The sequence below is a fragment of the Mesorhizobium sp. M1A.F.Ca.IN.020.03.2.1 genome (assembly GCF_004023205.1).
Taxonomy (GTDB): Bacteria; Pseudomonadota; Alphaproteobacteria; order Rhizobiales; family Rhizobiaceae; genus Mesorhizobium.
This window is the reverse complement of record NZ_RZSV01000022.1, coordinates 1-20661: the sequence shown is the minus strand read 5'-3', so window position 1 is coordinate 20661 and position 20661 is coordinate 1. Positions and strand designations below refer to the sequence as shown.

At 64.1% G+C, this 20661-nt stretch carries 22 protein-coding genes and 1 pseudogene; 9 read left to right on the top strand and 14 right to left on the bottom strand.

All coding sequences use genetic code 11. From position 1 onward, the window contains the following. The 4 genes from EOA79_RS06185 to EOA79_RS06170 all read left to right on the top strand — a co-directional run bounded on the left by EOA79_RS06185 (nucleotide 1) and on the right by EOA79_RS06170 (nucleotide 3083). Nucleotides 1–780 (top strand): ABC transporter ATP-binding protein, encoded by a 780-nt coding sequence (locus EOA79_RS06185; RefSeq protein ID WP_095776295.1) that lies wholly within the window; start codon nucleotides 1–3, stop codon nucleotides 778–780. Then, complete coding sequence (locus EOA79_RS06180; RefSeq protein ID WP_066989044.1) at nucleotides 777–1499, top strand: ABC transporter ATP-binding protein; 723 nt, start codon at nucleotides 777–779, stop codon at nucleotides 1497–1499. The genes EOA79_RS06185 and EOA79_RS06180 overlap by 4 nt, the downstream gene beginning before the upstream one ends. 11 nt (nucleotides 1500–1510) lie before the next feature. Beyond that, the gene (locus EOA79_RS06175) at nucleotides 1511–2257 is read left to right on the top strand and encodes an aspartate/glutamate racemase family protein (protein ID WP_095823899.1); all 747 of its coding nucleotides are present in this window, start codon (nucleotides 1511–1513) and stop codon (nucleotides 2255–2257) included. A 118-nt stretch (nucleotides 2258–2375) separates the two neighbouring features. Then, nucleotides 2376–3083 carry a GntR family transcriptional regulator gene (locus EOA79_RS06170; RefSeq protein ID WP_095823898.1) on the top strand — a complete coding sequence of 236 codons (708 nt, stop codon included), beginning with the start codon at nucleotides 2376–2378 and terminating at the stop codon, nucleotides 3081–3083. A 34-nt stretch (nucleotides 3084–3117) separates the two neighbouring features. Here the strand turns inward: EOA79_RS06170 and EOA79_RS06165 are convergent, their stop codons facing one another. Then, nucleotides 3118–4074, bottom strand: coding sequence for a LysR family transcriptional regulator (locus EOA79_RS06165; protein WP_127335836.1), 957 nt, complete (start codon nucleotides 4072–4074; stop codon nucleotides 3118–3120). 84 nt (nucleotides 4075–4158) lie between these two features. Between EOA79_RS06165 and EOA79_RS06160 the strand changes: the two genes are divergently transcribed. Both EOA79_RS06160 and EOA79_RS06155 read left to right on the top strand, forming a co-directional pair. Beyond that, nucleotides 4159–4338, top strand: coding sequence for a hypothetical protein (locus EOA79_RS06160; RefSeq protein ID WP_245322305.1), 180 nt, complete (start codon nucleotides 4159–4161; stop codon nucleotides 4336–4338). 12 nt (nucleotides 4339–4350) lie between these two features. Next, nucleotides 4351–4907: pseudogene (locus EOA79_RS06155) on the top strand (hypothetical protein). Here EOA79_RS06155 and EOA79_RS06150 read toward each other — a convergent pair. The 12 genes from EOA79_RS06150 to EOA79_RS06095 all read right to left on the bottom strand — a co-directional run bounded on the left by EOA79_RS06150 (nucleotide 4873) and on the right by EOA79_RS06095 (nucleotide 16483). Beyond that, the gene (locus EOA79_RS06150; protein WP_245322303.1) at nucleotides 4873–5931 is read right to left on the bottom strand and encodes an ROK family protein; all 1059 of its coding nucleotides are present in this window, start codon (nucleotides 5929–5931) and stop codon (nucleotides 4873–4875) included. The pseudogene EOA79_RS06155 and the gene EOA79_RS06150 overlap by 35 nt on opposite strands. Next, nucleotides 5931–6653 carry a ribulose-phosphate 3-epimerase gene (locus tag EOA79_RS06145; protein ID WP_095823897.1) on the bottom strand — a complete coding sequence of 241 codons (723 nt, stop codon included), beginning with the start codon at nucleotides 6651–6653 and terminating at the stop codon, nucleotides 5931–5933. The genes EOA79_RS06150 and EOA79_RS06145 overlap by 1 nt, the downstream gene beginning before the upstream one ends. Then, complete coding sequence (locus EOA79_RS06140) at nucleotides 6650–7468, bottom strand: alpha/beta hydrolase (RefSeq protein WP_095823896.1); 819 nt, start codon at nucleotides 7466–7468, stop codon at nucleotides 6650–6652. The genes EOA79_RS06145 and EOA79_RS06140 overlap by 4 nt, the downstream gene beginning before the upstream one ends. After that, nucleotides 7468–8286, bottom strand: coding sequence for a sugar phosphate isomerase/epimerase (locus EOA79_RS06135; RefSeq protein WP_095823895.1), 819 nt, complete (start codon nucleotides 8284–8286; stop codon nucleotides 7468–7470). The genes EOA79_RS06140 and EOA79_RS06135 overlap by 1 nt, the downstream gene beginning before the upstream one ends. Next, nucleotides 8286–9362 (bottom strand): Gfo/Idh/MocA family oxidoreductase, encoded by a 1077-nt coding sequence (locus EOA79_RS06130; RefSeq protein WP_095823894.1) that lies wholly within the window; start codon nucleotides 9360–9362, stop codon nucleotides 8286–8288. The genes EOA79_RS06135 and EOA79_RS06130 overlap by 1 nt, the downstream gene beginning before the upstream one ends. A gap of 4 nt (nucleotides 9363–9366) precedes the next feature. Then, nucleotides 9367–10188, bottom strand: a complete 822-nt coding sequence (locus tag EOA79_RS06125) for a sugar phosphate isomerase/epimerase (RefSeq protein ID WP_095823893.1) — start codon at nucleotides 10186–10188, stop codon at nucleotides 9367–9369. A gap of 63 nt (nucleotides 10189–10251) precedes the next feature. Next, nucleotides 10252–11094, bottom strand: a complete 843-nt coding sequence (locus tag EOA79_RS06120) for a carbohydrate ABC transporter permease (protein WP_095800988.1) — start codon at nucleotides 11092–11094, stop codon at nucleotides 10252–10254. Nucleotides 11095–11099: 5 nt separating this feature from the next. Beyond that, the gene (locus tag EOA79_RS06115) at nucleotides 11100–11996 is read right to left on the bottom strand and encodes a sugar ABC transporter permease (protein ID WP_095823892.1); all 897 of its coding nucleotides are present in this window, start codon (nucleotides 11994–11996) and stop codon (nucleotides 11100–11102) included. Nucleotides 11997–12125: 129 nt separating this feature from the next. Further along, a complete protein-coding gene (locus EOA79_RS06110; protein WP_095823891.1) occupies nucleotides 12126–13373 on the bottom strand; it encodes a sugar ABC transporter substrate-binding protein in 1248 nt (415 codons plus the stop codon). Between the two features lie 120 nt (nucleotides 13374–13493). Next, complete coding sequence (locus EOA79_RS06105) at nucleotides 13494–14639, bottom strand: ABC transporter ATP-binding protein (protein ID WP_095823890.1); 1146 nt, start codon at nucleotides 14637–14639, stop codon at nucleotides 13494–13496. Between the two features lie 89 nt (nucleotides 14640–14728). Beyond that, the gene (locus EOA79_RS06100; RefSeq protein ID WP_095823889.1) at nucleotides 14729–15679 is read right to left on the bottom strand and encodes a PfkB family carbohydrate kinase; all 951 of its coding nucleotides are present in this window, start codon (nucleotides 15677–15679) and stop codon (nucleotides 14729–14731) included. A gap of 3 nt (nucleotides 15680–15682) precedes the next feature. Beyond that, nucleotides 15683–16483, bottom strand: coding sequence for a class I fructose-bisphosphate aldolase (locus EOA79_RS06095; RefSeq protein WP_095823888.1), 801 nt, complete (start codon nucleotides 16481–16483; stop codon nucleotides 15683–15685). Between the two features lie 184 nt (nucleotides 16484–16667). On the opposite strand from EOA79_RS06095, the gene EOA79_RS06090 reads away from it, so the two are divergent. Next, nucleotides 16668–17816, top strand: coding sequence for a Gfo/Idh/MocA family oxidoreductase (locus EOA79_RS06090; RefSeq protein WP_095823887.1), 1149 nt, complete (start codon nucleotides 16668–16670; stop codon nucleotides 17814–17816). Nucleotides 17817–17850: 34 nt separating this feature from the next. On the opposite strand, the gene EOA79_RS06085 is transcribed toward EOA79_RS06090, so the two are convergent. Then, a complete protein-coding gene (locus EOA79_RS06085; RefSeq protein ID WP_095823886.1) occupies nucleotides 17851–18873 on the bottom strand; it encodes a LacI family DNA-binding transcriptional regulator in 1023 nt (340 codons plus the stop codon). Between the two features lie 214 nt (nucleotides 18874–19087). Here EOA79_RS06085 and EOA79_RS06080 point away from each other — a divergent pair, with 214 nt between their 5' ends. Next, nucleotides 19088–20035 (top strand): sugar kinase, encoded by a 948-nt coding sequence (locus tag EOA79_RS06080; protein ID WP_095776665.1) that lies wholly within the window; start codon nucleotides 19088–19090, stop codon nucleotides 20033–20035. Then, nucleotides 20032–20661 (top strand): class II D-tagatose-bisphosphate aldolase, non-catalytic subunit (locus EOA79_RS06075; protein WP_164893829.1); only part of this gene is annotated, 630 nt, incomplete at its 3' end. The genes EOA79_RS06080 and EOA79_RS06075, both read left to right, overlap by 4 nt.

The window sequence follows — 20661 nt, the reverse complement described above, 5'->3', positions numbered from 1 at the left end:
ATGGCCGAAATGCTCGAAGTTTCCGGCATCACCAAGCGCTTCGGCGGTCTCGTCGCGGTCAACAACGTCTCCTTCTCGGTGCGCGAGAAGGAGATTCTCTCGGTCATTGGTCCGAACGGCGCCGGCAAATCGACGCTGTTCAAGCTGATCTCGTCGTTCCTCAGGCCAACGTCCGGCGAGGTCCGCCTGAAGGGTGAACGCATCTCCGGCATGGCGCCGCATATCGCCGCGCGCAAGGGCGTCGTGCGCACCTTCCAGGAAACGACGATCTTCAAGAACATGAGCGTGCGCGACAACGTCATTATCGCGCATCATCTGCGCTCGAAGGCGAGCCTCGTCGGCTTCTTTCTCGGCACCGGCACGGCCAAGGCCGACGAAGCGGCTTTCGGCCAGTCCGCCGACGAGATCCTGGCGCTGCTCGGCCTGGCCTCGCTTGCCAGCGAGATCGCCCGCAACCTGCCACATGGCCATTTGCGCGCGCTGGGCATCGCGATCGGCCTTGCCACCGATCCCTCGATCCTGCTGCTCGACGAGCCCTTCGCCGGCATGAATCACGAGGAGACGATGCGCATGGTGGCGATGGTGCGGCGCCTGCGCGATCTCGGCCTCACCATCCTGCTCGTCGAGCACGACATGCCGGCCGTGATGAAGATCTCGGACCGTATCGTGGTGCTCAATTTCGGGCAGAAGATCGCCGAGGGAACACCGTCGGAAATCCAGGCCAACGAGAAGGTCATCGAAGCCTATCTCGGCAGCGAAGACGAGGCGATCGGGCTATGAACCAGATCCTGAACTTCGCCGGCGTCGAACTCTATTACGATCACGTATATGCGCTGAAGGGCGTCTCGCTCGAGGTCAATGAGGGCGAGACCGTCGCGCTGATCGGCGCCAACGGCGCCGGCAAGTCGTCGATCCTGCGCGCCATTACCGGGCTCAACCGGATAAGGTCCGGAGAGATCCACTACAGCGGCAAGCGCATCGACGGTGCCGCTCCAGACGAGATCGTCAAGATGGGCATCGCCATGGTGCCGGAAGGGCGCCGCGTCTTTCCCTATATGACGGTCAGGGACAACCTTTTGATGGGTGCCTTCACGCGCTCGAGCAAGGCCGAGATCGCGGCGACGTTGGAGATGGTGCTGGGGCGCTTTCCCCGGCTGAAGGAGCGCTTCTCCCAAGCTGCCGGCACGATGAGCGGCGGCGAACAGCAGATGCTGGTCATCGGCCGCGCGCTGATGGCCAAGCCGAAGCTTTTGCTGCTCGACGAGCCGTCGCTCGGAGTCGCGCCAAAACTTGTCCAGGACATCGCCCGCTCGATTGTCGCCATCAACCGCGACGAGAAGGTCAGCGTTCTGTTGGTCGAGCAGAATTCCCGCATGGCGCTTCGCATTTCGCAGCGCGCCTATGCGCTGACCACCGGCAGCGTCGCCCTGAGCGGCAACTCCGCCGAACTGCTGAGCGACGACCGGGTCAAGCGTCTTTATCTCGGCGGCGAGATCTGAGGCTGATTTCCATGCGCATACTCGTCATCAACCCCAACACGACCGCTTCGATGACCGGCAAGATCGGCAAGGCGGCGACAAGCGTCGCGTCCTCAGGAACCGAGATCGTCGCTGTCAATCCGGCCGATGGGCCGCCGAGCATCGAGGGCTATTTCGACGAGGTGTTTGCCGTACCGGGCATCATCGCCGAGATGAGCAAGGCGCCGGCGGCGGATGCCTATGTGATCGCCTGCTTCGACGATACCGGGCTCGACGCCGCGCGCTGCGCGACCGAAGCGCCGGTCATCGGCATCGGCGAGGCGGCCTTCCATCTCGCCAGCCTTGTCGCCGGCAAGTTCAGCGTGGTCACCACGCTTGCCCGCTCAGTCCCCGCCATCGAGCACAACCTTGCGAAATACGGTCTTTCCTCGCGCTGCGCCAAAGTGCGCTCGTCGGAAGTCGCCGTGCTCGAGCTTGAACGGCCAGGCTCGAACGCCAGGCATCGGATCTCGGACGAGATCGCGCGCGCCATTCGCGAGGATCACGCCGAGGCGATCGTGCTGGGCTGCGCCGGCATGGCCGACCTTGCGCACAGCCTGTCGCAAGAGCATGGCGTTCCGGTGCTTGACGGCGTCGTCTGCGCCGTCACCCTGGCCGAGAGCCTGTTCAAGGTCGGCTTGAAGACATCGAAGATCGGCGGCTATGCCGCCCCGCGAGGCAAGCGTTTCGCGGGTATCTTCGCTTCGGCGTCTCCCCCGGGCGCCGGTTCGCCCGGCTGAACGTGGCCCCGGGAGATCGATCCCGCGGGATTGACCGGGGCGCGAGCGCCATTAGATTGGACCGGCCGCTGGCGATTTGGGGGCAGAGCGGGCCGCGTCGGGCCTGCGCATTGAAAGCATGTTGACGGTACTCAGAGAAGACGATCGCGACGACAAGCCGGCAGCGCGCTGGTCGCCGATCTACTATGGGCTGAGAGACGCCATCGTCAGCCATCGTCTCGCTCCGGGCACCAAGCTGCCCGAGGACGAGCTGGCATCGATCTATTCAGTGAGCCGCACCGTCGTCCGCGCCGCCTTGCAGGCCCTTGCGCATGACCGGCTGGCGCGGCTGGAGCCCAATCGCGGCGCCTTCGTCGCGCAGCCTTCGAAGATCGAGGCGCGCGAAGTGTTCGAGGCGAGGGCGCTGATCGAACCCAAGGTGGCGGCGCTCGCCGCAAAGGCTGCGGTGCCCTCCGACATCGCGCAATTGCGAATGCACCTGGAGAAGGAGCATGAGGCGCTGCATGCCGGTCGCGATAGCGACGCCATCATGCTGTCGGCGCGCTTCCATGTCGGCATCGCCGAGATCGCGGCTCATTCGGTATTCACCAACTTCGTGCGCGACCTCGTCTCGCATTCCTCGCTGATCATCGCGCTCTACTGGAAACGCCGCGACGCCACCTGCGAGAAACATGCCCATCACGCGTTGGTCGACGCCATTGAAGCCGGCGACAGCGCCGACGCCGCGGCGCTGATGAACAGCCATCTGGTCGATCTGCTCTCGGGCCTCGATCTCACCGACAAGGTCGAGAAGTCCGACAGCCTCGCTGATCTGCTCCGCATCTGAGAGAGGCGTGTGCCCGGTCGATCGGTCTGATGCGTTAAGCCTGAGCCTGCCGTCCCCTCGGCCGTTTTCGGGTGGTCTCGGCGCCGCCTCGATACCTGATGTGATCGATGAATGCGCGCAGTTTGGGCAGGACCTGATGTTTTTCCGGATAGTAGAGGAAGACACCCGGCGATGTCGCGGCGAAGGCCGAAAGCAGCGTTTCGAGGCGCCCGTCCGCGAGCGCCGCGGCGGCAATCGGGCTTGGCACCTGGGCAAGCCCGGCGCCCTGGATCGCAGCGCCACGCAGCGTGGGATAGTCGTGTGCAATGAACGGCCCGGAAACGATTGCCTCGACCGCCTTGTTGCCCTTGGTGAAGCGCCACGGCGCGACCGAACCGTTCGATCGGCGCAGGCGCAGGCAGGCATGGTGGCGCAGATCCTCGATGCGCTCCGGCGTTGTTCGCTGGCGTAGATAGCCGGGACTGCCGACGACCACCATCGGAAAGGACGGCGTCAGTCGAACCGCGACCATGTCGGCCGCGATGAGGTCGCCGAGCCGGATACCGGCGTCGAATCCCTCGGCTGCGAGGTCCGCCAGTTCGCCGCTAGCGACGATCTCCAGCTCGATCTCGGGATAGGCCTGGCAGAAGGATGCGATCATCGGCTCCAGCAGCGTCGGCACCACCGCAGGCGGAACCGACAGGCGCAAAAGTCCAGCCGGCCGCTGGCCGATTTCGCGCGCGACCTCGCTTGCTGCTATCAATTCCTCGAAGGCTGGCCGGGCGCGCGAGAAAAAACGCTCGCCGGCTTCGGTCAGGCCGACGCTGCGTGTCGTGCGGACGAACAGCGCGGCGCCGATGCGCCCTTCCAAAGTCCGCACCGCCTGGCTGATCGCCGACGGCGTGACGCCAAGCTCCGCCGCCGCCTTGCGGAAATTGCGATGCCTGGCGACGCTCAGGAACGCCTCGACGCCGTCGAGCGCGCCATGCCGGACTGTGAAGTTTTGCTTCATGACCCATGGAGATTATCGCGGATACTTCCCGGCACAAAGCGGTCGTATCTGTGTTGTCGATTGGAAGGCTGAAGGGAAGTGGCAATGACGGACGATTTGGATCGCGTGCGGCTGCGGGCGTCGGGGCCGCCGCCTTCGCTAAATCTCGGCGTCGTCATGGGGCCGGGTTCCGCGGATTATGCCGCCAATCTTGGACGCAATCTGTTGGAAGGCCGTCTCGGTATCCTGACGGCGGTATTCGAAGCCGTTCCAGCCAATGTCTGACGGGAGACAAGAATGACGCCGGCCACGATCTTCAGCATCCATCTCCTCCTGGGCTACGTCCCGTGGCTGCTTTGCTTCGGCGCCTATATCTGGCCGAGGCTCAGGCTCATGGACCGCGTCGAGGCGCAGCGCGCCATCGCGACGCTGCACAGCTTCCGATTCTTCGGGCTGGCCTTCCTGGTTCCGGGCGTCGTTGGCCCGAACCTCCCGGCGGACTTCGCCGTCTTTGCCGCCTATGCGATTTCGCGACCGGGCTGCTGGCCATGCTGGCGCTGCTTGGCGTGAGGCGGCCCTCGATCTTCTGGCCGTCCGTCGCAGCCTTCAATCTGGTAGGAATAGTCGACCTCGTCGGCGATTACTATCACGGCACCGTGCTTCATCTGCCCGAGCAGGCCGGGCAGCTGGGCGCCGCATACGCGATCCCGATCATCTATGTGCCCCTGCTGATGATTACGCACGTGGCCGCCCTTTATCTTCTGGCGCGACCTCAGCCCAAGACCGAGCCGGGCGCGGACAATAGGAAGGCGAGCGGTCTCAGTTCCCTTCGCTCTCCTTCATCCGTTCGATGATCGATCGGGCCGAAGCGCCGGCCTTTTCGACGGGCTTCGTCTGCTCATTCTGCACCATCGCCAGCGCCGTTCCCGGCTCGCCCTCCCACAGGATCAGGCTTGCCGCGCCGACCAGCCCGGCGCGGTCGCCGAGCTCGGCCGGCACGATCGGCACGTCGCGATATGCCTTCATGGCGCGCTCGTCGACCGTCGCCCTGATGCCGGGCGCCAGCAGGTCGAAGCCGTTGGCAAGGCCGCCGCCCATGACGATCAGGTCCGGCGAATAGAGATGCAGGAGATTGGTGAAGCCGATGCCCAGCCATTTCGCCTCGGTGTCGACCAGTTCGCCGGCGGCCGCGTCGCCGGCGCGCGCGGCATCCACGACATGCCGGGCCGAGACGTCGCCGTCGTCGGAAAGCCGTCTGAGCACCGAGCCGTCGCCTGGCTTGGTGAGCCGGGTCGCCCGGCGCCCGAGCGCGGTGCCGGAAGCAACGGCCTCGAAGCAGCCGACGTTGCCGCAGAAACAGCGGTCGCCTTCGCCGGTGATCGTCATGTGGCCGATCTCGGCCGCGAGCCCGCGCCTTCCATGGTAGATGTGGCCATCAGCAACCACGCCGCCGCCGATGCCGGTCGAGACGGTGACGAACACCAGCGAGCCCGCGCCGCGGCCGGCGCCGAAACGCCACTCGCCGAGCGCCGCGGCATTGGCGTCGTTCTCCAGCCGTACCGGCAAGCCGAACTGGCGGCTGAGGATGTCGATCAGCGGCACGTTGTGCCAGCCGGCGAGCGTCGGCGGCCCGATGACGATGCCTGCCTTGGGGTCGAGCGGCCCCGGCGCGCACATGCCGATGCCGCTGACCTTTGCCTGCGGGTGTTCTTTAAGCAGCCTGTCCGCAAGCGCTATGATCTGGCCGATGACCGCTTCCGATCCGGCGCCGGCGAGCGTCGGCGCCGAGACGCGCTTGACGACCTCGCCGCTGCGCTCGACCAGCGCGCCGCGCAGTTCCGTGCCGCCGAGATCGAAGGCAAGGGCGATCGTGCTCATCAGGCGGCGGCCTTCAGTCCATGCAGCCAGGCCATGCGCTGGGCGAGATTGGGATCGCCGAAAGCGAGCGAGCCCAGCACCACCGTGTCGGCGCCGGCGGCGCGCAGCAGCGGCACCGTCTCATGGCGGATGCCGCCATCGGCGGCGAGCCGGATGTCGGGCTCGCGGCCGGCCTTCCTCATCAGCGCGCGCGCCTCGACCAGCCTTGGGCAGGCTTCCTCGGACAGGCTCTGTCCCTTCACCCCGATCGAGGTGCCGAGCAGCGTCACGAAGGCCACGCGTGGCAGGAACGGCTCGATCGCTTCAACCGGCGTCTCCAGCCGCAGCACCACGCCGGCCTCCGCGCCGAGCTCACGCGCCAGCTTCACGGCGCGCAAGCCTGCAGCGCCATTCTCGGCATGGATGGTGACGAGATCGGCACCAGCCTCGATGAACTGGCGCGTCTGAGCCTCGACGATCTCGGCCTCGACCATCAGATGGACGTGGATCGGCTTCGCCGTCAGCTTGGCGATGCGCGCCACCATGTCGGGGAAGAACAGGAAGCCTGGCGTGAAGCGGGCATCCGCCACGTCGATATGGTGCAGATCGACATGGGCTTCGATGCGCTTCAGGTCGCGCTCCATATTGGCGAGATCCGCCGACCACAGCGAGAATTCGCCGATAAGCCGGTTGCGCGGCAGTGCGGCTATTGCCGCGGGTCCGGAGACGGGTTTGGCGGTCATGACGGAATGAGGCTCCGGGCATTCGAGTTGGACTGGAGGAAGGAACCGATCTGCTCGTGCAGTTCGATGAAATGTCTGGCGCTGTTGCGCGCCTTCGGCGTGATTTCGGCGAAGACCGCGCGGGGCATCGCGGCGGCAAGCGTGTAGGCGCTCGACAGCGGATGCACCGCGTCCATCGCGTTGCCGACGACCAGCGCAGGAATGTCGAGCGCCGCGACGTCGCGGTCGCAAACGCCTGGACCGTCGCCGGCGATGTCGGCGAGCACTTGCGCGAACTCCTTGGCGTCGGGCCGGTCGAAATAGCCGAGCAGCGAGGACAGATTGTCGGGCGCCTCGCGGTAGAGCCGCGTGGCCGAGTCCGATCGTGCGAAGATCGTCCGCCCTTTGTCGGCCCCGTGTTCCAGGATGAGCTCGGCGGCCTCGGTGATCGGCTGCATGTTCTGCGGTGCCGGCGAAAACGTCCATGCCGGCCGCACCAGGACCAGGGCGGCGACGCGCCGCGGATGACGGCAGGCGAGGCGAAGCGCGATCGCGGCGCCCATCGAGACGCCGCCGGCAACGAAGCGGTCGAGGCCGGCACGATCGGCGGCGGCAAGCACATCGTCAGCGAAGATTTCGAACGAGAACGGCCGCCGCTTCCCAAGCCCAGAGCCGCCATGCCCGCGGCATTCCAGCGTGATGCGCCGGAAGCCTGCGGGGAAAGTCTGCGCGACCTGCGCCTCGCCGCCGCCGAGCCCATGCTGAAAGACGACCGCCAGGCCTTCGCCGGTGTCGGTCATATGCAGCGTGGCACCGTCGCGCAGCAGCGTGCCCATCACATGAGCCCCTTGAGGAAGCGGGCGACGCCCGGCGCTTCCTCGGCCGAAAGCCCGTGCGTCACCAGCGGCCCGTCGAAGCCTGTGACCCTCAGGCGAGCGACGAAGTCGTCGAAGTCGACCACGCCTCGTCCGGCCGTGGCGAAGCGCCCATCGGCGAAACGGTCCTTGGCGTGCGCAAGCGCGACATGACCCGCCGTGCGCTCGACCGCTTCGGCAACGATGCCGCGTGCCTCGTCGGCATTCGCTCGCTCGAACAGATTGGCGGGGTCGAGCACGATGCGCAGCCGGTTCGAACCCATTTCGGAAATCAGCCGCGCGGCGTCATCGGCGGAGGTGACGATGTTGGCTTGCTCCGGCTCGATGCCGAGATCGACGCCGTGGTGCTCGGCGAGCTGAAGCGCCTTCTCCATTTCCCGCGCCATGTCGGCCCAAGCCGAGGGATCGGCATTGTCGGGGTGGTGCGCCCATTGGTCCTCGGCGTTGCGCGTTCCGGTGCACAGTGTCACCAGCGGGATCGAAAGCCTGGCGGCTGCCTCAATGACCACCCCGAGCCGCCGCAGCCCGTCATCGCGCACCCGGCTGTCCGGATGCGCCATGTTGTAGGTTCCCGACAGCGCGACGAGACCGACGCCGCTAGCCGTAGCGGCGGCATCGATCGTACGGATCGCTTCGTCGGGAACATCGTCCGGCATCGACGGCAGGCCGGCGCAGGCAAGGTTGAACTGGGTGACTGCGAAGCCCGCTTCGCGAACGGCGGCGAGCACGCCGGCCGGCTCGCCGCCTGGAAAAGTCTTGGCGAACACCCCGACCTGCATCAGACCGCTCCGGTGACGCCGGCGAGCTCAACGCGCTGGCCGCTTTCGACCGAGCGGGCGATCGCCACCATGGCGCGGATCGAAGCGAGCCCGTCCTCCACGGTAGCGCCGCGCTGCGGCGCGCCGTTGAGCACCGTGTCGGCGAGGCCTTCCAGTTGGCGGCGGAAGAAGTGGCCGTCGGCGCCGAGCGGCTTGCGCGACGTCGCGTCCTTCTCATGAAAAATGTCGACCTCGCTGGCGCGGAAATACCAGGGATTGAAGGTCTTCGCGATCACCGAGCCGTTCTCGCCATAGAGCTGGAAGCCCTCGTGCCAGTCCATGCGCACCGCAACGGTCAGGTCGAGATGGCCGAGCGCCCCATTGGCGAACTCCGTCTCGACGAACCAGCAATAAGCGCCGAAGCGTTGGTTGAGCCGCGCGCGCACGGCGGTGATGTCGCCGCACAGGAAGCGCGCCGTGTCGACCAGATGCGAGCCATGCGCCAGCATGAAATACTGTCTCAGGTCCGCCTTCGGATTGCCGGCCGGCTTCCTCGCCAGCTTGCTGGTGACGGGCAGCGGCTGCACGGCGTCGGTATTGGTGTAGCGATGGGTGGAATCGCAATACCAGGCCTTCAGCGCGAGGATCTCGCCCATCTCGTCGCGCACGAAATCGCGCGCCGCCTCCAGCGCCGGGTCGAAGCGCTTCATATGCCCGACCTGAAGCACCTTGCCGGAGCGCTTGACCGCTTCCGCCAGCCTCTCGCCTTCTTCGACGGAAATGCCGATCGGCTTTTCGCAAAGCACGTGCTTGCCTGCTTCGAGCGCCCTGATCGACATCGGCACGTGGTAGGCGTCGGACGTCGCGACGATCACCGCCTCCAACTTGGGGTCGGCGAGCATCTCGTCATAGTCGCCATACATTTTTTGCGGCTCGTAGGTGGCGCTCATGCGCGCAAGCAGGTCGGGCGCCGCGTCGCAGATCGCGTAGAGGTCGGCATTGGCTGCCTTCACGCAGGATTCCAGATGCGCGAACTGCGCGATCGGCCCGCAGCCGAGCACACCGACACGAAGACGACGGTCTTGTTTGCCTATCATCGCCTCAAGCCCCGTAGCCGCGCATGGTCTGGCGATTGGTCTTCACCGCGCCAGCCGGATCGGCGGCGGCGGTTTCGGATTCCTCCTCCAGCACCAGCCAGCCGTTGAAGTTGGGCGCGGCGCTTGCGATCTCGATCACCTTAGCCGTGTCGCAGACACCCTGGCCGAGCATCGCCCAACTGCCGTTGGCATCGACGTCTTTCAGATGCACATAGCGAATGCGGTCGCGATAGGTGGTGAGCGTATCGGCCATGTCCTGACGGCCGCGCAAGATGTGTCCGGTGTCCGGCACCCAGCCGACCAGCGATGGGTCAAGCAGGGAGAAGATGCGGTCATAATCGGCGCGGTCGAAGAGCAGCGTGTTGTTATGCGAGCTTGGATGCACAGCCACCTGCACGCCGGCCTTGCGCCCAAGTTCGCCGGCCTTGTTGTAGACCTCGGCGGCGATGGCGAATTTGTGGTCGCGCGGGCCGTCGGAGACGACGGTTGCCGAGCCCATCGACACCAGCGCTCCCGGAAAGGCGGCGGCGAAGTCGATCCAGCGACCGGCGGTTTCGAGGTCCTCGCCGATTTTCTCCTTGAGCGTGAAGCCGCTCTTCGAGCCGAAGGCGAACGAGACCAGCATGAGGCCGGATGCCTTCAACGCGGCGGCGAACTCCGCAGGCTTGCCGGCATAGCGACCGATCATCGTGTCGGTGATCTCGATGCCGGCATAGCCGCCGTCGGAAATCGCCTTGATGAGATCGTCCGGGCCGCCGCCAAAACGGTCGCCGAGCATCTCCCAGGTAAAAGTCTGGCAGCCAACTTTGAGGTCTTTCACGTTCATTCTTTCATTCCTTGATACCGCCCATTCCTTGGTGTCGCTCTGCGTCTTCATGGGAGGGACGTCCTACTTGACCGAGCCCGCGGTCATGCCTGCGAGGAAGAATCTCTGGGCAACGAGGTAGATGAGCAAAAGCGGTAACGAGCCGAGCACGCTCATCGCCATCATCTGGTTCCATTCGAAGGCGTGCTGCCCCATCAACAGCTGGATGCCGATCGGCACGGTGCGCATGGAGGTCGACTTGGTCAGCGTCAGCGCAAAGAGAAATTCGTTCCAGCATAACAGGAAGGTGTAGACAGACGTCGCCACGATACCAGGCAGCGAGATCGGGACGATCACCCGCCAAAGCGCTGTCCAACTGGTGCCGCCGTCGACAGCCACCGCTTCATCGAGATCGCGGGGCAAGGTGTTGAGATATCCCGTCATCAGCAGGATCGCGTAGGGCAGCGTAAACACCAGGTAAGTCAGGATCAGCGCGATATAGGTGTCAAAGATGCCATATGAGACGACAAGCCCGAAGAAGGGGATGAGAAGCGTGATCGGCGGAATCGTCTGCGTGCTGATGATGAGTGTGTTCAGGCTGCCCTTGCCGCGAAAGTTGAAGCGGCTGAACCCGTAGGCCGCCAGCAAGGCGATCAGCACCGTCAGCACGGTCACCGCTGCCGCCACGAAGTAGCTGTTGAAGAAGAAGCGCAGCTTTACCGGGTCGCCAACGATGGCTGCGTACGCTTCCAGCGTGAAGGCCTTCGGCAGGATGGTTGGTGGCAGGGCAAAGATCTCGGTATTCGACTTGAACGAGCTGCTGAGCATCCAGTAGATCGGGAAGGCCGCGAAGAACAGCCCCGCGGCAAGCGCGACATGCAGCGCGACGGTGATCAGCCTGTCTTTCGGCGTGTGCCTTTTCCTCATGGTGACTACCGAGCCTTTTGATAACGGACGTAGAACAGCGTCAGGCCAAGCGAGATCAGCAGAATGACCACAGCGCTCGCCGACGCCTGAGACAGGTTGTAGCTCGAAAACGCCAGCTTATAGGTGTAGGTGCTGAGGACCTCGGTCGAGTAGATCGGACCACCGCCCGTCGTTATCCAGATCAATGGGAAGACCTGCATGGTCCAGATGAAGTCGAGCAGCGAGATGCTGATGATGATCGGCATCAACTGCGGGATCGTGATGAAGATCAGCTTCTGGTAGGCCTTGGCGCCGTCGATATCGGCGGCCTCGTAGAAATCCTTGGGAATGCCCTGCAGGCCTGCGAGCAGGCTGACCATGAAAAGCGGGTACCCTGCCCAGATATTGGCGAAGGTGACGGCGTGCAGCGCGGTCTCGGGCGAGGAAAACCACTCGACCTTGGAACCGATGATGCCCATCTGCATGAGAATGCTGTTCACGACCCCGTTCGGCTCAAGCAGGAGGCGCCAGATCACGGCGATAATCACCGCAGTGAACAGCCAAGGCAGTATGTAGAGCACGCGCAGAATATTGCGCAGCATCGGATTGATGCGGTCGCTGTTCAGCATGAGTGCGAAGACCATGCCGATGGTCATGTGGAAAACGACACTCATGCAAGTGAAGTAGAGCGTGTGCCACAGCGAAGCCCAAAACACCGGATCGGCAAAGATCGCCTGGTAGTGTTTCAGTCCGGCAAAGGATGGGTCACGGCGCAGCACCGCGCTGTTCTGGAACGAATAGGCAATCACCGTCACCATCGGCAGCAGCATCAGAAGACCGATTATGAGGAGCGAGGGCGACAGATAGAGATAGGGTGCGACCGCTCGTTTCAGTCTGTGATGGGAGCGCTTCTGCGGGGTCATGTGCCAACCTTGAAATACGCCTTCAAGAGAAGGTGAGCTTCGGAACACGGGTCCACCGATCCGTTGTGGCCGGGTGGCCTGCCCGAAGTCAGGCCACCCGGTCGAGAAAGTGAACGGGGAACAGGCCGATCAGAATTTCGCCATCCAGCCCTTTTGAGCGTTGGCTGCGGCTTGTTCCGGAGACTGCTCGCCGGCAAGCATCTTCTGGGCTTCCACGTCGAACTGGGTCATCAGGTCTTCCGCCACCGGCAGACCCGTGAACTCGTTGGCGAGATAACCGGTCTTGAAGATTTCGAAAGCCTTTGCGAATGCCTTGTCGGACGTCACGAAATCGGGCTTGGCGTTGACGTTGCCCGGGAAGGCGTTTGCAAGCGACACGAGCTTGGCGTTCACCTTTTCACTCATCAGATATTGGACGAGCTTCCAGGCCTCCTCCTGGTGCTTCGAGCCGGCAGAGATACCGATGCCCCAGGAGGCATAGGGAAGGCCGCGCTTGCCGTTGTAGTTCTCCACGACCGGGACCGGGATGAGGTCGAAGTTCAGCTTGGGATTGCGTTTGCGGATGAGGTTCACATGCGCGAGCGAGTCGATCATCATCCCGACCCGGTCGTTGACGAATTCCTCGACCTTCTCCTGTTCCGTCTTGGTGGCGATGCCGGGCGAGATGGTGCCGGCGTCGTTGAGCGATTTCACGAAGCTGAGCATATCCACCACCGGTTTGCCCTCGAGGTCGGGCTTGCCATTCGCCATCATCGACTGGCCCGAAGCCCAAACCCACGACATCATGTCGTTCTGAACGCCGGACGGTGTTTGCAGCGACAGGGGCAGCACCCAGCCATACTGGTTCTTGTCGGCATGGGTCATCTTCTTGGCGGCTTCGAGAAACTCCGCGCGGGTCGACGGCAGCTTGCTCACACCTGCCTTGGCGGCGAGGTCCATGTTGACGAAGACCGGATAGACGAACGAAGCCACGGGAAACATCACCGCCTTGCCGTCCACCTTGATGATATCGGCGACCTGGCTCTTGTCGAAGCCGCTCGCATCCATCATCGGATTCATGTCGGCCAACGCATTTTGTGCGTTCAGATTGTTCACCCAAGCGCCATCGAGACCGACAACGTCGCTAAGCGTTCCGGTCGCAGCACCGACCGAGATCTGGTCTCGCGTGGTCGCATAGGGGCCGCTGACCAGCGTCACCTTGATCCCGGAGTTTGCAGCCTCGAACTCGTCCATGATTTTGCGCAAGGAGCCTGCGGGCAGCTCTGGCTCCCACCACTGCGTGAATTCCAGCGTCGTGTCCGCCATGGCGCCGGTTGCGCCGAGCAGCCATGCGGCCGCGGCCATTTTCAGCATCGCGGGTCGTATCCGAAACGTCATTTTCTCCTCCTTCTTAAGATCGACCGCACAATGCGGACGATCGTCTGCTTCATTCAGAAGTCTTCTTACGAGTACTTTCGCAGGCGCATCGCTCCTGCCTGCGGGCTCTGCGACAAATCTTCAGATCGCCAGATGCGTTTCGGGATCGAAGAAATGGAGCTTGGCGTCGTCTACGGCCAAGCGGATCTCCGAGCCGGGCAGGACTGTGCTGACCGGTTCGAATTTCGCCACCGCGTTCGAGGTCATGCCGAAATCCTGCACCGCGTCCGGATCGCCGGAGTCCACCCGCACCGCATCGATGCTGAGATGAACGATGTGTTCGGACCCGAGTTCTTCGATCGAGGTCACCTTTGCCGGGATCGTCTGATATCTGCGGCCGGATTCGAGACTGCTGTCATAGAGATCCTCCGGTCGGATCCCGAACACGACCTTGCGCCCTGCATACGTCCTCAAGGACGGCCTGCGCACGAAGGCTGCGTCCTGCAGCCGGATGGCGAAGGTGCCGGACATCAGTTCGTCGCCCGTCAGCGTCGCCTCGAACAGGTTCATCGAAGGAGAACCGATGAAGCCGGCAACGAAGGCGTTTACCGGCGATTCATAGAGTCTCTTGGGAGTGTCGACCTGCTGCAGCACGCCGCCTTTCAACACCGCGACCCTGTCCCCCATCGTCATCGCCTCGGTTTGGTCGTGGGTCACGTATATGGTCGTGACGCCGAGTTGCTTTTGCAGGCTGGTAATTTCGGCGCGCATTTGAACACGCAGCTTCGCGTCCAGATTGGAAAGGGGTTCGTCCATGAGGAAGGCGGCCGGCTCGCGCACCATGGCGCGGCCCATGGCAACCCGTTGACGCTGTCCGCCTGAAAGGTTCGCGGGTTTGCTGTCGAGCAGAGATGTCAACTGAAGGGTTTTGGCAATCTCGCCCACCCGCTTCTTGCGTTCGGCCTTCGGCTTGCCTGCCAGCCGCATCGAAAAGGCGATGTTTTCGAACACCGTCATATGTGGGTAGAGCGCGTAGCTCTGGAAGACCATCGCGATATCCCGGTCCTTGGGCGGCATGTCGACCACGTCGACTCCGCCGATCCGAAGGCTGCCGCTTGTCACGTCCTCCAATCCCGCGATCATTCGCAAGGCGGTGGATTTGCCGCAGCCGGACGGCCCGACGAGAATCAAGAACTCGCCATCCTCGACCGACAAGTTCAATTGGTCGATTGCATGAAAGTTGTTCCCGTAGGTCTTGCAGATATTCTCAAGAATGACTTCTGCCATCTTCCTCCCTCCACAAGTCTAAGCCGCTCGTTTTTATGATTATTGTCGGCCTATGGTCGCCCTGCGAAATCTTCCTCGGATAGTTTCAACTATGTTCCGGTATCGAGCTGCGCAGATTTCAGTTCGACTGCCGACGGGGCGTTCGTCGATGCCAGGAGTTCCGTGACCTGGCCCTCGGTCGGCAGCGCCTCGCGCCCGCCACGCCCCGTTATCGACAGGGCCGCGGCCGCGGCTGCGAATGCGACCCGGCCTGCGGTCTCGGCTCCGCGCGTCAATGCATGGGCATAGGCACCGTGAAAGCAGTCACCGGCGCCGGTCGAGTCGACGACGGCAACCCGGTGCGGAGGCAGGTGCCAGAGCCCTGCCTCGTCGCGTCCGCGATAATAGACGCCCCTGCCGCCGTCAGTCAGAACCACGGTGGACCGCGACGGCATCCACAATGCGTCGAGCATCTCGGCGGGCGATCGGCCGCCCGTGGCAGTCCGCGCGAAGCCGAGGGGAAGAATGACATGGTCGCAGAGCCCGATCAGCCTCTCGGTGGCTGGGCCGCTGCTCCATTCGATATCGCCGAGGATTGCAAGGCCGAGATCGCGAGCCCGAGCCACGACATCCATCGACCGGATCGCGTAACTATCGACGATCAGGACGGCCGCGCGGCTGAGGACCTCGTCCGGAAAGTCCGACGCGGTGCCCAGCATCGCTTCGTCGTCATACGCGATGAACCGCTCGCCATCCGAGCCGACGGTGATCCGCGAGCGCACCGGGCGTGCCTGCGGGTGGCGCGGCGCGAATGCGGTTTCAACGCCGCTCGCAACGAGATCGCACAGCACGGCGTCGTCCGCGGCACTGGCTAGCCATCCGACGAACCCGGCGGTTCCGCCGAGCCGCGCGACGGCGGCAAGGGCCGTCGCGACATTTCCGCCGAAAGTTCGGGCAGTTTGCAGAACCTTCCCCTTGCCCGCCGACAACGGCTGATCGACATAGACGATGTCGTCGATCGCAATAGCGCCGAAGCCGAGGATTGAAGGGACGGTGGGCATCGTTCAGGCACCCGCCTTCGCCAGGGCGTCTTCTGCCGAAAGGCCGTCATGGATGACGCTCCGAAAGGCAAGTGCCGCCTTCTCCGGATCGCCGTGCCCCCAGAGATTGCGACCGACCACGGCACCGCGCGCGCCGGCACGTATGGCGTCCGCCGTCTGCTGAAGGGCGCCGAGCAGCGTCTCGGTCTTCGGACCACCCGCGATCACAACCGGCACCGGGCAGGTCCGGACGGTCTCTCGGAACGACTCGAAATCGCCCGTGTAGCCTATCTTGATCACGTCGACGCCGGACTCGTAGCCGATGCGCGCCGCATAGGCGATCTCGTCGGGGGTGAAGACGATTTTTGCTCCGTCGGCGAAATCGCGCGGGTAAATATGCGCCACCACGGGCATGCCGTAGCGTGCCGCCGCATTCACCGAGTCGGTCAGCCAGCGTATGTACTTACCCTCGGTCGCGCCGCGCACCGGAATGGCCACGGCCAACGCATCGGCCCCGGCGCGCACCGCATCCTCCGGCGTTGCAATCAGTTCGCTGATGCGATCGTCTGGGGTGAAGCAGCCCGCCTGGATCACCAGAGACGCTTTGCCCGCATATTGCGGCCACAGATGGCGCGCGGTGCCGGGCTGGATGCTGACGTAGTCGGGTTTGCCCATCATGACGCGCGCGAGCGCACCGGGCAGATCGGCAAGCCCGCCTTTGCGCACGTCGCCGTAGCCGACAAAGTGGTCGACCGCGCCGCCAAAAAGCTTCCCGGATGGATGCGAGAAGAGGCGCGCAAGGCGCACCTTGGTTCCTAGGCTCATGAGTGCAAAATTCCTCAATCGTTTTGAGCTGGCGGCCTCCGATGTCGAGCCAGCATTTTCACATGCTCTATAGAAATTTTACGCGCGTCAAGATTTAAAATGCGCTATAGCGAGTAGGGAACATGGTCCGCCGCCGTTGCAGCGGGTTTGCTGGGCGATGCCGCATTGGGAGGTCGGAAGGAAAATGCAAGCAAAGTCAGGAGCGAAGCTCGGTATCGGCGTTATCGGTTGCGGCAACATATCGATGACCTATTTGCGCAACGCAGCACTTTTCGCCGGCGTGGAACTGCGCGCCTGCGCCGATATTTCCGCCGACTTGGCCGCGCTACGGGCCAGGGAATACGGTATCCGCGCGCTGCCGGTCGATGCGCTGCTGGCCGATCCCGAGGTCGATCTCGTCCTCAACCTCACCGTTCCGTCGGCGCATTTCGACATCACCCATTCGGCGCTTTCCGCGGGCAAGCACGTCTTCACGGAAAAGCCTCTGGCGACCTCGGCCGGCGAGGGCCGCCGGCTGGTCGCGGAGGCGTCGAAGCGCGATCTGCTGCTGGGCTCGGCTCCAGACACCTTCCTCGGCGCAGCCGGGCGGCGTGCCCGCCGCCTAATGGACGAGGGCGCGATCGGCCGCGCCGTGACCGGCACCGCCTTCATGATGGGGCGCGGCATGGAGCATTGGCATCCCAATCCGCAATTCTACTATCAGCCGGGCGGCGGTCCAGTGTTCGACATGGGGCCATACTACCTGACGATGCTGGTCAACCTGCTCGGCCCGGTCGCCCGCGTCATGGCGATGACGACGCGCGGTCAGGACGAGCGCCTGATCACCGCCGAAGGCCCTTACAAAAACACCAGCTTCAGGGTCGGCACGCCGACCAACATCCTGTCGCTGCTCGAATTCCACTGCGGCGCCACCGTCACCTTCGGCGCCTCCTGGGACGTCTTCAAGCATTCCAACCATCCGATCGAGCTGCACGGGACGGAAGGCTCGCTCAGGCTACCCGATCCCGACACGTTTGGCGGCACGGTCTCGCTATCGGCGCACGGCGCCGACTGGAAGGATTTCGAGAGCGAAGGCGAGCTCTACGGCGCGCGCAACTGGCCCTATGCCGCACCGGACCGCGCCAACTATCGCATGCTCGGCGTCGCCGACTTGGCGCGGTCGCTGTTGGAAGGGCGCAGACCCCGCGCGTCCGGCGAACTGGCGCTGCACGTGCTCGAGGTCATGGAAGCGATCCTCGCCTCCGGCGAAAGCCGGAACTCCGTCGCCGTCGTCGGCTCGGTCGACCAGCCGCCGCTGCTCGGCGAAGACGAGGCGGCGAGCCTGCTTGCCTGAGGCGCCGTGATCGCCCAGCGGGAGTTCGGTATCCCTAGGCCGACTGGCGCATCACCAGCGTCGCGTCGAGATTGACCTTCGCCGCGACGGGCGCGCCGTCCTCGTCGAGCAGGGTAAGCAGCGTCTCGACGCTGCTTCCGGCCATCGCCGCGAAATCCTGCGCCATGGTGGTGAGCGCCGGGCAAGTGTAGCGGCTGAGCGGATGGTCGTCATGCGCAGCCACCCGCAGGTCGCAATCCGCCTTGCGGCCCACCTTCAGCCCTTTCGAGAAGGCGGCCGCCATCACGCCGAAGGCGAGACGATCGTTGGCGCACAATATGGTCTTGCCCGGCAGGCCGCCATTGCCGAGCAGCTTTTCCGTCTGTTCGTAGCCGATCCGTTCGAACTCCCATGTGTAGTCGTCGGTATTGCCGAAGACGAGCGGCTCCTGCCCGAGCCGCTTCATGGCATTGACATAACTCTCCACCCGCTCGCGCGAATTATGATTGACGTGCGGAATATCGAAATAGACCGGGGCATCGCCCGAGCGGCAGAGATAGTCGACGATGGTCGACATGCTCTGCACATTGTTGTTGCCGACGAAAGGCGTGCCGCCTTCGAGATAGGTGTCGAAATAGACAATCGGGATCGCCTGCGTCAGCTTCTCGATCGCTCGCTGGTCCGAGCGCCGGCCGAGCGGTGCTATCAGCGCGCCGGAGACCTTCAACGACAAGATCGTCCGCGTCGCCTCGGCTTCCAGTTCGCTCGATCCATGCGAGGAAATGACGATCGGCCAATAGCCTTCGTCGCGTAGCCTGAGTTCGATGCGGCTGACCATCTCGGAATAGAACGGGTCGGTCACCGTCGGCACGACGATGCCGATGCTGCGGGTGCGCTTGCGGTTGAGGTTTCGCGCGAACAGATTGGGCTGATAGTCGGACGAGCGCAGCGCATCCTCGATGCGTTTTCGCGTCGCCGGCTTGACGCTGGTCGGATCGTCGAAGAATTTCGACAAGGTCGGCCTGGAGACGCCGCAGGAACGGGCGAACTCCTCCATCGTCTTGTGAGTCATCGGCATCCAAACCCTCGCGGCATGGAACCTCGCTCCCATGGCGCTGCTCCGGCGCTCATACGGTGCATCGCCGTGCGCCTGCAAGTTTTTACAGGAAGCTCCGCAAGTTTCAACGCGTCCGGAGAAATTATTCCATGCGTAAATTTATTAATTGACGTGAAAAAGAGGGGGCCGTATTCCAAGCCCTAAAGCCATGCATGGCGAATGCCGGGAGGACGTGATGAAGAAGCTGGTCTCAGCCGGCGAGATCCTCGTCGAGATCATGGCGGAATCAATCGGCCAGAGCTTCCTCGAGCCCGGTCCGCTGGCCGGCCCCTTTCCGTCCGGCGCCCCGGCGATCTTCATCGGCCAGGCGGCGGCGCTCGGCCAGCCTGCGGGTCTCATCGGCGCCGTCGGCGGGGACGATTTCGGCCAGTTGAACATCGACCGGCTCAGCGCGCTCGGCGCCGACGTTTCGGCAATCGCCGTCCGTGAAGGCCATGCAACCGGCACCGCCTTCGTCGCCTACCGGACCGATGCATCCAGGCATTTTGTTTTCAATATCCGGAACAGCGCCGCCGGCCTTTTGGAAATGGACGATGCCGCCAAGCGGCTCTTGGCCGGAGCCGATCATGTCCATGTCATGGGCTCTTCGCTTTTTTCCGATCGCGCCACCGACGTCGCACTCGCCGCGATCGCGGCCGTGAAGGCCAAGAGCGGCACGGTGTCCTTCGATCCGAACATCCGTCGCGAGATCATGCAGGCGTCCGGCACGCGTCAGGCGCTCGATCATGTGCTCGCGCAGACAGATGTCTTCCTGCCGAGCGGCAACGAACTGTTCCTTTTCTCGTCCGCCAGCGACGAACAGGCCGCGGTCCGCGAATTGCTGGGGCGAGGCATCTCCTGCATCGTGCTGAAGAAAGGCGCCGATGGCGCCACTTATCACGACCGCAAGGGCACGCTCGCCATGCCCGGCTTTGTGGTCGAGGAAGTCGATCCGACCGGCGCCGGCGATTGCTTCGGCGCCGCCTTCGTTTCCTTCTGGCTGCGCGGTGCCTCGCCCGCCGATGCACTGCGCATCGCCAATGCCTGCGGCGCGCTCGCCGTTACCCGCAAGGGGCCGATGGAAGGCATTCACCGGCTCGCCGACGTCGAGGCCTTCATCGCAAAAGCGACCGCACGCGCATGACCGGCGCCACGGCAAGATTTGCTGGCATCGCCGCTCGCCGCGCGGCAGGCGCGAAGGGCGGCATCGCCTCGATCTGTTCGGCGCACCCGCTGGTGATCGAAGCGACGCTCCGCCACGGCGCGAGGAATGGCGCCGATGTGCTGATCGAGGCGACCTGCAACCAGATCAATCACGAGGGCGGCTATACCGGCATGACCCCGGCCGCCTTTCGAGCCTTCGTCGAGACGCAAGCAGGCAGGACCGGCTTTCCGTTCGACCGGCTGATCCTCGGCGGCGATCACCTCGGCCCGAATCCGTGGAAGCATCTGCCCGCGGCGGAAGCGATGAACAAGGCGGCGGCGATGATCGACGCCTATGCCTCCGCCGGCTTCACCAAGCTGCATCTCGACACCAGCATGGCTTGTGCCGACGATTCCGTGGCACTCGCCGACGAGACGATTGCCGCGCGCGCGGCCGAGCTTGCGGCGGTTGCCGAGGCGGCGGTCGCCCGCTCGGGTGATGAAAAACCCGTCTACATCATCGGCACCGAAGTGCCGGTTCCGGGCGGCGCGCTGGAAGCGCTCGACCATATGCATGTGACCGAGCCGGCCGATGCGCTCCGCACGGTCGAGCTCCATCGCCAGGCC

Coding starts and splice junctions, on each gene's coding strand:
- EOA79_RS06185 (WP_095776295.1), top strand. CDS start 1: ATGGCCGAAATGCTCGAAGTTTCCGGCATCACCAAGCGCTTCGGCGGT.
- EOA79_RS06180 (WP_066989044.1), top strand. CDS start 777: ATGAACCAGATCCTGAACTTCGCCGGCGTCGAACTCTATTACGATCAC.
- EOA79_RS06175 (WP_095823899.1), top strand. CDS start 1,511: ATGCGCATACTCGTCATCAACCCCAACACGACCGCTTCGATGACCGGC.
- EOA79_RS06170 (WP_095823898.1), top strand. CDS start 2,376: ATGTTGACGGTACTCAGAGAAGACGATCGCGACGACAAGCCGGCAGCG.
- EOA79_RS06165 (WP_127335836.1), bottom strand. CDS start 4,074: ATGAAGCAAAACTTCACAGTCCGGCATGGCGCGCTCGACGGCGTCGAG.
- EOA79_RS06160 (WP_245322305.1), top strand. CDS start 4,159: ATGACGGACGATTTGGATCGCGTGCGGCTGCGGGCGTCGGGGCCGCCG.
- EOA79_RS06150 (WP_245322303.1), bottom strand. CDS start 5,931: ATGAGCACGATCGCCCTTGCCTTCGATCTCGGCGGCACGGAACTGCGC.
- EOA79_RS06145 (WP_095823897.1), bottom strand. CDS start 6,653: ATGACCGCCAAACCCGTCTCCGGACCCGCGGCAATAGCCGCACTGCCG.
- EOA79_RS06140 (WP_095823896.1), bottom strand. CDS start 7,468: ATGGGCACGCTGCTGCGCGACGGTGCCACGCTGCATATGACCGACACC.
- EOA79_RS06135 (WP_095823895.1), bottom strand. CDS start 8,286: ATGCAGGTCGGGGTGTTCGCCAAGACTTTTCCAGGCGGCGAGCCGGCC.
- EOA79_RS06130 (WP_095823894.1), bottom strand. CDS start 9,362: ATGATAGGCAAACAAGACCGTCGTCTTCGTGTCGGTGTGCTCGGCTGC.
- EOA79_RS06125 (WP_095823893.1), bottom strand. CDS start 10,188: ATGAACGTGAAAGACCTCAAAGTTGGCTGCCAGACTTTTACCTGGGAG.
- EOA79_RS06120 (WP_095800988.1), bottom strand. CDS start 11,094: ATGAGGAAAAGGCACACGCCGAAAGACAGGCTGATCACCGTCGCGCTG.
- EOA79_RS06115 (WP_095823892.1), bottom strand. CDS start 11,996: ATGACCCCGCAGAAGCGCTCCCATCACAGACTGAAACGAGCGGTCGCA.
- EOA79_RS06110 (WP_095823891.1), bottom strand. CDS start 13,373: ATGACGTTTCGGATACGACCCGCGATGCTGAAAATGGCCGCGGCCGCA.
- EOA79_RS06105 (WP_095823890.1), bottom strand. CDS start 14,639: ATGGCAGAAGTCATTCTTGAGAATATCTGCAAGACCTACGGGAACAAC.
- EOA79_RS06100 (WP_095823889.1), bottom strand. CDS start 15,679: ATGCCCACCGTCCCTTCAATCCTCGGCTTCGGCGCTATTGCGATCGAC.
- EOA79_RS06095 (WP_095823888.1), bottom strand. CDS start 16,483: ATGAGCCTAGGAACCAAGGTGCGCCTTGCGCGCCTCTTCTCGCATCCA.
- EOA79_RS06090 (WP_095823887.1), top strand. CDS start 16,668: ATGCAAGCAAAGTCAGGAGCGAAGCTCGGTATCGGCGTTATCGGTTGC.
- EOA79_RS06085 (WP_095823886.1), bottom strand. CDS start 18,873: ATGCCGATGACTCACAAGACGATGGAGGAGTTCGCCCGTTCCTGCGGC.
- EOA79_RS06080 (WP_095776665.1), top strand. CDS start 19,088: ATGAAGAAGCTGGTCTCAGCCGGCGAGATCCTCGTCGAGATCATGGCG.